Raw genomic sequence first — 12,435 nt, forward strand, 5'->3', positions numbered from 1 at the left:
TAGTTGTGATCAAATATATTGGACCTTGGCAGTAAAAAGCAAGTTCAAAAACTTCATTTATGGCCTATAGGCCGCATTTTTCATTTACCTGACATCTAACCTATACACTTAGCACACAAGCCAGAAAGTTACTTATGCTCTCGTTAAGCACACAATCATCGTGAAGCCATATCCTGTTACTCCAGATAAGAAACAACGAAAAAAAGCTGAGGACTCCACTAAAATCTAGCCTGCTTAAAGGTGTAGCATGGGGCTGCTACCCAAAAGCCGAAAAAAAGGCAGACTATATGAGCCTGCCTTCTTCTTATGCTTTACCTATCCCTGCATGGGGCAATACTGCTGCAATATTCGGTCTGCACTCAGAGTACCTATTGCAGCTTGAACGATGCCATTTGTACGTCGCGGGAGTTGCCGCCCACGAACACCTGGAAGTCGCCGGGTTCAGCTACCAGCTTTAGGTCGTTGTTGTAAAATTTCAGATCATCGGGGGTTAGGCGGAACGTGAGGGTGCGGCTCTCCCCTTTCTTCAACATCACTTTCTGGAAGCCTTTCAGCTCCTTTACTGGCCTAGAGATAGAGCCCACCATATCCCGGATGTAAAGCTGAGCTACCTCCTCGCCATCATAATTGCCGGTGTTCTTTACGTTCACCTTTACCTCCAGCGTGCCGTTCATGGCAAGCGTGTTGGTGCTAAGCTCTGGCTTATCGTACTGAAACGTGGTGTAGCTCAGGCCGTAACCAAACGGGTACAGCGGGTCGTTGGTCACGTCCAGGTAGCGCGACTTGTACTTATCAAGTGATACTCCGCCGTAAGGGCGACCGGTATTTTTGTGGTTGTAATACAACGGAATTTGGCCAACCGATTGCGGGAAGGTTGCCGTGAGCTTACCGGAAGGGTTGTAGGCGCCAAACAATACATCGGCAATGGCATTGCCAGCCTGGCTGCCGGCAAACCAGGTTTCCAGCATAGCATCAGCATTCTGATCTTCCCAGGGCAGCGTTAGGGGGCGGCCGCTCATCAGCACAATTACCAATGGCTTACCGGTTTTCTTTAGCGCCTTCAGTAGCTCCAGCTGCTGGCCCGGCAGGCCTATGTCGGCGCGGCTGGCCGCCTCGCCAGTCATGCCCTGGCTCTCTCCTACTGCTGCCACAATCACGTCGGCTCCCTGGGCGGCTTGCACCGCTTCCTGAATCAGGGTTTCGGCACTACGCTTATCCACATTCAGTTCCCCGCCGTGCGCGTTGAGGCGGTCAATCATCTGCTGGTCGTCGGTGAAATTGGCCCCCTGAGCCGTCACGATTTTCACACTGTTGCCGGCTACATTGCGGATACCCTGCTCCAGTGAAACCGCCTGCTTCCAGTCGCCGGCGCCGCTCCAGGAGCCAATCATATCACGCTGGCGGGTAGCTAGGGGACCAACCAAGGCAATAGTGCCCACTTTTTTGAGGGGCAGGGTGTTGTTGCTGTTTTTAAGCAGCACCATGCTTTTGCGCGCAATGTCGCGGGCATCGGCTACGTACTCCTTCTTCATCATGGTAGCCTTGGCCCGCTTCTCATTGGTATAGAGATAGGGGTCTTGGAACAGGCCTAGCTTGTACTTGGCTTCCAGAATCCGACGGCAGGCCAGGTCAATCTGCTCCTGCTTCACGGTGCCATCCTTCAGGTTTTGAGCGAGATTCTTGAGGAATATTTCCCCCACCATGTCCTGGTCGATGCCTGCGTTCAGGGCCAGCGCCGACACCTGAGCATCGTTGCCCATGCCGTGGGCGCTCATTTCGTTGATGGCGGTATAGTCGGTGGCCACAAAACCATCGAAACCCCAATGATTCCGCAACAACTCCGTCATCAGCCACTTGTTGCCGGTAGCCGGAATGCCATTGATGTCATTAAACGACGACATCATGGAGCCCGCACCGGCCTCTACTGCGGCTTTGTAGGGCGGCAGGTACTCGTTGTACATGCGCACCAGGCTCATGTCGGTGGTGTTGTAGTCACGGCCGGCTTCGGCGGCACCGTAGAGGGCAAAGTGCTTCACGCAGGCCATTACGGTGTTGTTTTTGGTCAGGTCAGAGCCCTGGTAGCCGCGCACCATTACGCGGGCAATCTGAGAGCCCAGATAAGGGTCCTCGCCCGAGCCTTCAGAGATACGGCCCCAGCGCGGGTCGCGGGCAATGTCTACCATGGGCGAGTACACCCAGTTGATACCGTCGGCAGAGGCCTCTTCGGCAGCAATGCGGGCACTACGCTCAATGGCCTGCAGGTCCCAGCTGGAGGCCAGACCTAGCGCAATCGGGAAAATGGTGCGGTGGCCGTGAATTACGTCGTAGCCGAAAATGAGCGGAATATGCAGGCGCGACTCCTTCACGGCCATTTCCTGCAGCTTGCGCGCGGCTTTAGGCGTGAAGGTGTTCAGCACCGAGCCCACATTGCCCTTGCGGATGTTGGCATCCACGTCTTTGCTTACTACGGGCCCGGTCACGTCAAAGCCCACCGTAATCATGTTGAGCTGGCCAATCTTTTCTTCCAGCGTCATCTTCTGCATCAGGTCGCTGATGAACTTGTTCATCTTCTGATCATCGGCCGACGGAGCAGTGGCGGTAGTGGAGTCGGCGTTGTGCGCTTGCAGCTGCGGCGTTAGCAACCCCAACGACATAAGCAGGGCAGTTCGGAAAACACGTTTCATATGGGAATGGAAAGGAATTAAGAATCAGAGCAAGTCAGTGAGGTGAGCAATCTGCACCCCCTTTACTGAGCTGAGTTGAAGCAACGCTACCGCTTCATAGCAGAAACCTGGAGCTACAGAGATGCGACAGCGCGGCCCAGAGGACGACTTGTTTCTACTTACCTCGCTTCAACAACAGCAAAACGTAACGCTACTTCACTGCCAGCACAGAAGTGCGCGACGAAACGCCGTTTTCGTTGATAGCCTCAATGGTATAGTAATAAGGCAGGTCTTTGTCCATGCCTTTGAAGTAATATTCGGCGGCTCCGTGCACCATTATGCAGCTGTAGAGCTTGTCGGGCGCTATTCCTACGTGAATGTTGTAGGCGTAGGCATCAGCAGAAGGAGTCCAATTTAACCAGGCACTGCGCTTGTCCTTCTCGGTGCGCAATACTACAAAACCTTTTACTTGGTTGGGTGGTGAACCACTCCCAAGCCCAAAAATTCGTAGGCCACTCAGGGCAAACTTACCCGTGGGCATATGGATATTTTCAAGCTTAAGGTAGCGCGTTTGTACTGGCCTAGCTAGCTCAATATAGTCGTGGGGCACATCAGTCTGGTTGCGGCTTTTGTCTACCAGCACCTTCCACTTCCTGCCGTCTTTCGACTCCCACAGCCTGTACTGATGATAAATTCCCTGCTGCTTGCCCAGGAATGCTGCATCTTGGTCAGCATAGTTAATCTGGATGGCATGTACCGTACTCAAACTACCTAAGTCAGTTTGTAGATACTCGCCCTTATTGCCCGTAGCAGCACTCCAGCACGTTTTTATACTCTCATCAACGGCATAATTGGGCTCATACCCACCAAGCGTAGATGACACCTGCACGGGCTTTTGGTAGTTAAGCAGCATCCAGCCTGTGAACCGACTTTTGAGGTGGTCCTCGGGACCGGTGGGCAGGTAGTGCGGATAGTCGCCAAAATCAGTATTGGCGTACAGCACGCCGTCTTTATCAAAACCCGCGGGCCATAGGCCTAGCCGTCGTTCAAAATTGTTTTTTACCGATATCACCATGGTAGACAAGTGCCACCAGTTACCCCAGGTATCCTGAAAGGTGTTGCCATGGCCCGCCCCACGGGCAAAACCACCGGGCTTATAGGCAAATGGGTTGTGCTTTTGCGGGGTAAAGGGGCCTAGCGGCTTGTCACTTATCTGCACCCCATCGGCGTAGCCGCTAAATTCAGTGCCCGGGGCTCCATACTGCAAGTAATACTTTCCCTGATACTTAGTCATCCAGGCACCCTCCATAAAGGGGGACAGGAACGTGTTATCTAAGTATTCACCAAAGCGCTGCCAGCCAAACTGCTTGTCGTTGAGCCCGAACATAGTTTTGGGCTGCCCGATGGGCTGGAAGGTTTTGCGGCTGATTTGCTGGCCATAAAGCGGAAACTCATTGCTGCTGCCCCAATACAGATACAATTTGCCGTCATCATCGAGAAAAAAGGCCGGGTCCCAGGCGCCAATCTGGAATGGCTCCACGGCCTCCCTCCACTCATTGGCCTTGGGGTTGGTGCTCATCCAGATGGGGAAGTTTTTCTCGTGAGTTGAGCCAAAAACCAACAGCGTGTCACCTAGCACAAACACGGCGGGGGCGCACAGGTCATCATATACCTTGTGTTGGGGCTTGAGGAAAGAGCGGGAAATAAACTTCCAGTTGTAGAGGTCCTTGCTCCACCAGTAGCCCCACTGGTTAGTGCTGAATAGGTAATACTCTCCTTTATATAGGGTAATAACCGGGTCGGCGGTGGCGCGGTGCCGGCCCGCTTCCGCAAAGTTCGGGATGGGCGTGTAGCCGTAATCCAGGTTCAGCGGGTTGCAATACGTACGCTGGCCTGGGCTGGAGGCTGGCTGGGCCTGTCCTGGACCAGAGAGGCCTAGCAGCGCGGAAAGAAGCAGGAGCAGGATTCGGGGCATGGTGGAGGATAGTACTTAAGAGGACCATCAGGCTGAGCGCAGTCGAAGCAACGCTACCGCTTCAATGCCGATACCTAGGCCAGTTGACCTGGCCAGCAGCAAAGCGGCTTCGACTGCGCTCAGCATGATGGTCTGCCTTTTAGTAAACAGCTTACTTCTTTACTTGTGGGCTTTCGAAGCCCAGCTTCGTGAGGCCGCGCTGCACATCGGGGCTGCTCATGAAAAGCTTCCAGAGCAGGCCCGAACGGTGATTTTCAATCATGCCCACAATGGGGCCCTGGTCAATGGCCAGGTGCGACTTAGCGTACCAGTTGTGGTGCTCACTAAAGCCATCAACAAACCCGTACTCGCTCCAAATCTTGTCGCCGAGGTCGTTGTAGAAATGCTTCATAGCCGCCATAGACTCCTGGGGGGCATACGGCATAGCCGATAACGCCGCAGTGGGCGAAATCACTCCTAAGTCTTCGGTGGGCGAGTGGGCTGCGTACCCTTTGTAGCTGTCAGAAGCCGTTAGGCCCCAGCTATTGGGGCCGTAGCCCTTGTACTTCTTGGGGTTATCAACGCAGTAAGCGTAATTGATGCGGGTGTGCGCCTGGTTTTGCTGCCAGTAATCGGCGTACTGGTCTTTCAGACCGCGGGGGTCAAGGCCCAGAAACGTGTAGTGCGAGAAAAACAGCGGCCCACCGTAGTCAAAGCCTAAGGGCAGCTTGATGTTGTAGAACTCCTTGCCGTTTTTGAAGTAGTCGCCGGTAGCCCAGCCCTGGTCATACACCTTCTTATCGATGGCGTACTTAGGCGATGATGCGGCCAGTACATAGGTTATCAGGCACTCATTCCAGCCATGAATCTGGTGGTTCATGCTCCAGCCGTTGTTGGGGCTCCAGTGCCAGTACAGCACGTTTTGGCCGCCTTGGGTGTGCCAGTTCCACTCCACCCCTTCCCACATCCAAAGAATGTGGTTGCGTAGGTCCTGCTCGGTTTTGCTGGCGCCGGTAAAGTATTGGCGGGCGCAAATCAGGCCCTCAAACAGAAAGGAAGTTTCTACCAGGTCGCCGCCATCATCTTTCTGGCTGAAGCGAATAACCTTGCCCGTAGCTCCATTCAGCCAGTGCGGAAACACGCCGTGGAAGGAATCAGACTTCTCCAGAAACTTCACGATTTTGAAAATGCGGCCGGCCGCCTCTTCCCTTGGAATCCACTTGCGCTCGGCGGCCACGATAATGGCCATAATTCCGAAGCCCGTGCCCCCCGTGGTGACTACCTCATTGCCGTACTCGTAGGCCACATTGCTCCGCTCGCGGGCCATGCCGGATACGGGGTGCCCGAAGTCCCAGAAGTAGCGGAAGGTTTGCCGCTGCACCAGGTCCAGCAGCTGCTCATCCGTTAGGTTCTTGGGGCGTTTCCTGGGGTCGAAGGTAGTGGCAGTGATTGGCGCTTTTTTAGCGGCTGGCTTTTGCTGAGCCCCCACTAGGCCAGGGAGCAGCAGCCAGAAAAATATCAGAAAGCGTGTTTTCATATAGTAGTGTTTAGCGGGCCCCGAGAAGGAAAGGCCGCCCCACGGCAGATTCGCAGAACGACCTTTACCTTACCTGGCCACTTAGTACCCAGGGTTTTGGGTGAGCTGACCGCCGCTCAAGTCAATTTGCTCCTGCGGGATGGGGAATAGCTCATTTTTACCCTTCGTGAACGTTTTGCCCTGCGCCGCGAAAATGGGCACAATGCGGCCAGGCTGCACGCTCTCCTGGCGCACCAGGTCAAAGAACCGGTCATGCTCCAGGGCCAGTTCTACGCGGCGCTCCTGCCAGATATTGGCCAGTGTAACGGTAGTGCGGGCGGGCAGGCCAGCCCGTGACCGAACCAGGTTAAGATTAGTTAGCGCAACGGCCGTGTTACCCGTTTGAAAAGCGGCCTCGGCGTTAATGAGCAGCACCTCGGCGTAGCGCATCACCCGAATGTTCTTGGGCAGAAAATCGTTGTTGCCGCAGTTTTTCTCCTGGGTGCGGCTGTGGTAAGCCTTATAGCTGTACCGGAAGTTCTCTACTGAGTCTTTGCTCGGAATGCGGAAGCCATCCCAGAGCACCGTACCCGTGCGGGCCGTGGTGATAAAGATGATGCTGCCCGCCCGGCGCTTGTCGCCGGGTTCGTAGGCATCGGCCAACTGCTGGGTAGGAGTATTAAATCCAAAACCCAGGTCGGCCCAGCCACCGCGGCCGCCTGAGCGTGGCCCCTGGCTTACGGTGTAGAGCTCCACCGCCGAGTTGTTACAGGCGGAGTTAATGCCCGTTTGCACCTCAAAAATCGACTCCTGACTGTTGGCCCCTACCTCGCGCCAAATCCCCTCATAGTTAGGATACAGACCGTATGCCCCCGATTTGCCCGTGATAATTTCATTGGTGAGGGCGTAGGCCTGCTGGTAGTTTTTCTGGTAGAGATACACCTTGGCCAGCATAGCCTGCGCGGCAGCTTTGGTAGCGCGGCCGGTTTCGGTGGCTCCCTTCAGGGGCAGGTTGTTGGCCGCAAACTGCAGGTCATCAATAATGAGCTGGTAAATTTCCTGGGCGGTGGCCCGCTTCTGTAGCTCGGGGTTATTCAGCTCTGAGGCGGCCGGCACCCGGTCTAGCTTCGGCACGCCGCCAAACAGGCGCACCATGTTGAAGTAGAAATACCCGCGCAGAAACCTTACTTCGCCAATCAGGCGGTTGCGGGTGGTTTCCGGGGCAGGACTCAGCGGAATCTTATCAAGGGCCTGGTTTGCCCGGTTGATACCCTGGAAATACCCCTTCCAAGCATTGTTGACCACCCCATTGGTTGCATTCAGGGTGAGGTTGTCAACTTCAGCGGCGGCGGAGTAGTCTTGGGGCGTGCTGCCTTTGTCGGAGTCGTCGGAGGCAATATCCGTCAGAATCACGAACTGCAGGCCGTGAATATCGGGTCCAAAACCACCCAGATACATGGTGTTGTACACCCCATCAACGAGCTTCTGTGCCGCCGCGGGGTCAGTGCGGATTTGGTCCTCGGTGAGCTGGCCCTGGGGAGCTACTTCCAGGAAATCTTTACAGCCTACGGCACCTGCCGTAAGCGCCAGGCCTAGCGCCGCCAGGTAGAAGCGCCGGGAAATAGTAGTTGCTATGGCTTTCATGAGGCGACGGACTTAGAAATTAACATTGAGACCGAGCGCGAGCGTGCGGCTGGTGGGGTACGTGGTAGCTTCAATGCCCGCATCCAAGGGGCCACCAGGCAGCTCCGGCGTAAAGCCCGAGTAGTTGGTGATGGTGAACAGGTTCTGGCCCGTGGCAAACACCCGCAGCGAGGAAATGTGCGCCCGCTTGGTGAGGTCGGCGGGAATGGTGTAGCCCAGTACCAGGTTGTTCAGCCGAATGTAGGAGCCCGACTCAATGAAATACGTGGAATTTGGCGTGTTGCTGCGAATAGCAAACGGGTCGGTCTGCGACGGATTAGTCGGGGTCCAGCGGTTATTGGCGAAGTCCGATTCAATGTTGTCCGTCACGGCGTTGCTGGCCTGCCGCTTGTAGTTGTACACGTCATTGTTCACGTTGCCCGAAAACACAAACGAGAAATCAAGCCCCTTGTAGTTGAGCCCGCCGTTGATGCCAAAGTACATGGGCGGCTGGTACGAGCCCGCGTATACCCGGTCGTTAGGATCAATCACGCCGTCGCCGTTTGTGTCAGCGTACTTCAGGTCACCGGGTTGGGGCGTCAGGAAGGTATACTTCGGATAGGCATCAATCTCGGCCTGGTTCTGAAATACTCCTACTGCCTTCAGCACGTAGAAGCTGCCCGCAGCTACCCCGTTACCGGAGCGTGTTACGTTGTTGGCACCGCCAAACAAGGCTTGCCCGCCGTTGAGAGCCTCAATACGGTTCTTGTTGAAAGTGGCATTCACCCCAAAGTTGTAGGAAAAGTCGTCACCTACGTTGTTGCGCCAGGTAAGGGCCGCCTCCACGCCACGGTTGCTGATGTCGGCGGCGTTGGTAATGTACTGGTTGTTGGGGTCACCGAACAGGGCCGGAATGTTCACCGGAATCAGGGCGTCGGTGGTGGTTTTGCGGTAGTAGGTTAGCTCACCGGTCAGGTGGTTGTTTAGCGTGGCAAACTCCACGGCCGCATCATACTCCGTGGTTACTTCCCAGCGTACATCCCGGTCTTTAATCTGACTGATAACAGCCCCCAGCACAGGCGCGTTGTTGAACACATACGGGATGTTCACATCGGCCGTGGTGATGTAGGCGTTGGCATCAATCTGGTCGTTGCCGAGCTGCCCATAGCTGGCGCGCAGCTTCAGGAAGTTCAGTACGTTCTGATCTTTCAGGAATCCCTCCTCAGTCAGTACCCAGCCCAGGCCTAACGAGGGAAACAGCCCCCAGCGCTGACTGGAGTTGAACTTAGAGGTGCCATCGTAGCGCACGTTCGTTGTCAGCAGGTACTTATCGGCGAAGGCGTAGTTGATGCGGCCCAGGAACGAAAGGCGCCGATCTTTCCCCAGCACGGGTGAGCCGTTGACGGACGTATTCGGGTCGCCGGTGCCAAGGTACCACTGGTTCGGGTCTTCGGGCACGTTGCGCCGGCTGCCAGAAAGGGAGTTGGTGTTTCCCTCTTCCATCACGGTACCGGCCAGCACCGTCAGGTTGTGCTTCTCAGCAAAAACCCGCTGGTAGGTGGCCGTATTTTCCCAGAGGTAGCGGCTGCTGTTGATCTGGGTTACATCGAGAGAGCTCTGCGGATTGCGCTGGTTGCCCCCGGCGGCCAGGAACGTTTGCTCATCATTGAGGTACTGATAGTTGTAAACGCGCCGGTTGTTGAAACTCAGGTCAACGTTGATAGCTGAGCGCAGTGTGAGCCCCTCAATGGGCAGAAAATTCAGGCCTACGTTGCCTTGCAGGCGATTCTCGTAGGAGCGATTATTGTTCTTCTCAATGTCGAGAAGGGGGTTGCCCACGTTGCCAAAGGCGGAGGTATTGCCGTAGCGGCCACCCTCCTTGGCCGTAATAATGGGCGCCGCGCGGTACGAATTCTGGAAGGCCGTCCCGAAGTTTACATCCCGGGTATTGGCCCGACTAAATGAAGCCTGCGAGTTGATGCTGAACTTAGGCGAGATGGTAAAGTCGGTGTTGGAGCGGACGGTCAGGCGGGAAAACTTGTTGTTGATGGCCAGGCCATCATCCTGCAAAATATTGCCGCTGAAGTAGTACCTCACGCTCTCGTTCGCTCCCGATACTGCCAGATTATGGTTCTGGTACATGGCTCGCCGCAGAAGCTGGTCGTACCAGTCGGTGTCGGCGGTGGTGGTGGGTATCGTTACGTTGGGGGAAGTGCTGCGCAGGTACTCTATGTATTGCCCCGCATCGGCCATTTTCACCAGGTGAGCGGCTTGCTTGAAGCCAATGGTGGTGTTATAGCTTAACACCGGCTTGCCCTGCTTGCCCTTTTTGGTGGTTACGATGATAACGCCGTTGGCGCCGCGCACCCCGTAGATAGCCGCCGCCGAGGCATCCTTGAGTACGTCAATCGTCTCAATATCGGAGTTGCTCAGGTTACGGATGTCGGTGGTTTGCACGCCATCTACCACGTACAAGGGGTTGGCGCCGGCCAGCAGCGTACCCGTGCCTCGTATCCGGACTACGGGTTGAGCATTAGGCGTGCCGTCGGTGGTGATTTGCACGCCGGCCGTTTTGCCTTGCAGCGCCTGGGTTGGTGTCTGCACCGGCTGGTTCACAATTTCCTCGCCCTCAATGCGCGCCACGGCCCCGGTTACGTCCTGCTTGCGCTGGGTGCCATAGCCCACTACCACAACCTCGCTGAGGGCTTGTGAGTCGGGGGCCAGGTTTACATCAACAGTAGTGCGCCCTCCTATTGCTACCTCCTGAGAGGTGTAGCCAATAAAGGAGAACACCAGGGTCCCATTATCAGGGGCAACAAGGGTGTAGCGCCCCTCCAGGTCGGTTTGGGTACCCGTGGCTGAGCCTTTCACTACCACGTTTACGCCGGGCAGCCCCGCTCCTTTTTCATCCACTACCCGGCCGGTTATGGTAACGTCGGCGAGGGCAGCTGGCCGCAGAATAATACCGCTGGCAAAGGGCTCGTAGGCAATGTTTAACGGGGTGAAGAGTGTGTGCAGCACCTGGCCTAGTGGTTGGCCGGCGGCCGTAATAGACACCCGGCGCCCGGCGCCAATCAGCTGCCGGCTGTACTGAAAGCGTACGTTGGTCTGGCTCTCAATCTTGTTGAGTACCGAATGCACGGTTTCGTCCTGGGCAACCAGCGTGATGGGCTGCTCCAATACGTCTTGCGCCCTAGTGGGCAAGGCCGTGGCGGTAGCCATACTGCTCAGCAGCGTGATGCACAGGGGCTGCAACAGGGCAGCGCGGGTAAGTAAATGAGGTGGGGGGAAGTGTAGGGGATTTTTCATGCGTAAGGTGGGATTGGGAAAACTCACGGCACTGAACAGGTCGCGGGGAAACCGGAAACCACGTGTCAGCTCAGGCAACTCAGCTGGCCACTAACGATTCCGTAGTTGCGGGTACAATGAGGGTTTTATATACTCATAGGCAAGAAAAAAGTGAGCTGCAGGTGGCCTAGCGAACTACGCAGCCGGGGCTGCGGAACAGAATATGGGTTTCAGATTTCTTATAAGAAGCGCCCATAGTTTTGCAAAGCACATTGAGCTTATGGTAGAGCGACTCATCACTTAGGTTCAGGGTAACGGTGCAGTTAGCCAATTGGGCAGGGTCATACTGAATATCAACGCCGTAGGCCTCTTCCAGGGCTGACAGCACCTCCGTCACCGGTCGGTCATCGAATACAAACGATTGCGGAGTGATCTGCACTGGCTGGGCCACCAGCTGCCGCTGCAGCTCATGGCGCACCGGCGAGTACACTGCTTGCTGGTTGGGCAACACCACCACCGCCTTAGGTAAGCTGCCCCCCCCTAACGATGTCGCGGCCAGCGGGTTTACGCGCACCCGGCCAGTTCTTACCTTCACCACTACCGGTTCAGCCCCATCGGGGGCGCGCACCAGGAAGCTGGTACCCAGCACCGTTGTCACCACGTTGTTGGTGTATACCCGGAACGGATGCGCTTTATCAGGGTGAATATCGAAGAAGGCCTCCCCTCTCAGGTATACGGTGCGGTGGGCCGCTGCAAAACGGCGCGGGTACTTTAGCTGGCCCTGAGGTGACACTTGCACAGTGCTGCCATCGGTGAGGTGAATGGTTTGGGGTTGCGCCGTAGTATTTACAAATAACTGCCAATCAGCTGCTTGCTGAACTACAGCAGCAGGACCTGTAGTGGGCCGGGTAAGCCACTGCTGAGCACCAACCCCAAGGCCCAACGCCAGCAGCGCCGCCGCTGCCCACCCGATGCCACCCGCGTACCAGCGCCGACTGGTTGGCTGACTCGAATCTTCAGCGTCGAGAGACTGGGCTTCAATGCGCTGCCAGAGCTCTGCCCGCAGCTGTTCGCGCTCAGCCGGACTGAGCGTAAGCGGAGGCTGCTGGTGGCCTAGCAGGCTATACCATTGCTCCACCACTCGCCTTTCGTCGGGCGTACATTCACCTTGCTGATAGCGCTGCAGAAGGTAGAGAAAGTCAGTTTGCTTCATAGCGTATCAGCGAAACACAGGCAGCGGGTTATTGATACAGTCGATTAACTCGGCTGTATCCCTAGTCTGCAATTAAATTTTTTCTAAAAAAGATGCAGCTATACCCCAGCAGGGCAGCCATTTGCTTGGCAAAGGCCCTAAATATCCTTATTTAATTCCTTCAACATCAGTCACTTGT

General features: G+C 55.8%; 6 protein-coding genes. All 6 read right to left on the bottom strand.

Features of this window, described 5'->3' with window-relative positions; genetic code table 11:
* Positions 1 to 368 precede the first annotated feature (368 nt).
* The 6 genes from bglX to HMJ29_RS19030 all read right to left on the bottom strand — a co-directional run bounded on the left by bglX (position 369) and on the right by HMJ29_RS19030 (position 12,257).
* On the bottom strand, positions 369 to 2,684 hold the full coding sequence (bglX, locus tag HMJ29_RS19005; RefSeq protein ID WP_171592967.1) for a beta-glucosidase BglX: 2,316 nt from the start codon (positions 2,682 to 2,684) through the stop codon (positions 369 to 371).
* Positions 2,685 to 2,874: 190 nt separating this feature from the next.
* Entirely contained in the window at positions 2,875 to 4,638 is a 1,764-nt protein-coding gene (locus HMJ29_RS19010; RefSeq protein WP_171592968.1) for a family 43 glycosylhydrolase, read from the bottom strand.
* Positions 4,639 to 4,789: 151 nt separating this feature from the next.
* The gene (locus tag HMJ29_RS19015; protein WP_171592969.1) at positions 4,790 to 6,154 is read right to left on the bottom strand and encodes a glucoamylase family protein; all 1,365 of its coding nucleotides are present in this window, start codon (positions 6,152 to 6,154) and stop codon (positions 4,790 to 4,792) included.
* Positions 6,155 to 6,235: 81 nt separating this feature from the next.
* Complete coding sequence (locus tag HMJ29_RS19020) at positions 6,236 to 7,777, bottom strand: RagB/SusD family nutrient uptake outer membrane protein (protein ID WP_171592970.1); 1,542 nt, start codon at positions 7,775 to 7,777, stop codon at positions 6,236 to 6,238.
* A gap of 12 nt (positions 7,778 to 7,789) precedes the next feature.
* Positions 7,790 to 11,065 carry a SusC/RagA family TonB-linked outer membrane protein gene (locus HMJ29_RS19025; RefSeq protein ID WP_171592971.1) on the bottom strand — a complete coding sequence of 1,092 codons (3,276 nt, stop codon included), beginning with the start codon at positions 11,063 to 11,065 and terminating at the stop codon, positions 7,790 to 7,792.
* 166 nt (positions 11,066 to 11,231) lie between these two features.
* Entirely contained in the window at positions 11,232 to 12,257 is a 1,026-nt protein-coding gene (locus tag HMJ29_RS19030; protein ID WP_171592972.1) for a FecR family protein, read from the bottom strand.
* Positions 12,258 to 12,435 lie beyond the last annotated feature (178 nt).

The organism is Hymenobacter taeanensis (genome assembly GCF_013137895.1).
GTDB classification, from domain to species: Bacteria; Bacteroidota; Bacteroidia; order Cytophagales; family Hymenobacteraceae; genus Hymenobacter; species Hymenobacter taeanensis.

Coding starts and splice junctions, on each gene's coding strand:
- bglX (WP_171592967.1), bottom strand. CDS start 2,684: ATGAAACGTGTTTTCCGAACTGCCCTGCTTATGTCGTTGGGGTTGCTA.
- HMJ29_RS19010 (WP_171592968.1), bottom strand. CDS start 4,638: ATGCCCCGAATCCTGCTCCTGCTTCTTTCCGCGCTGCTAGGCCTCTCT.
- HMJ29_RS19015 (WP_171592969.1), bottom strand. CDS start 6,154: ATGAAAACACGCTTTCTGATATTTTTCTGGCTGCTGCTCCCTGGCCTA.
- HMJ29_RS19020 (WP_171592970.1), bottom strand. CDS start 7,777: ATGAAAGCCATAGCAACTACTATTTCCCGGCGCTTCTACCTGGCGGCG.
- HMJ29_RS19025 (WP_171592971.1), bottom strand. CDS start 11,065: ATGAAAAATCCCCTACACTTCCCCCCACCTCATTTACTTACCCGCGCT.
- HMJ29_RS19030 (WP_171592972.1), bottom strand. CDS start 12,257: ATGAAGCAAACTGACTTTCTCTACCTTCTGCAGCGCTATCAGCAAGGT.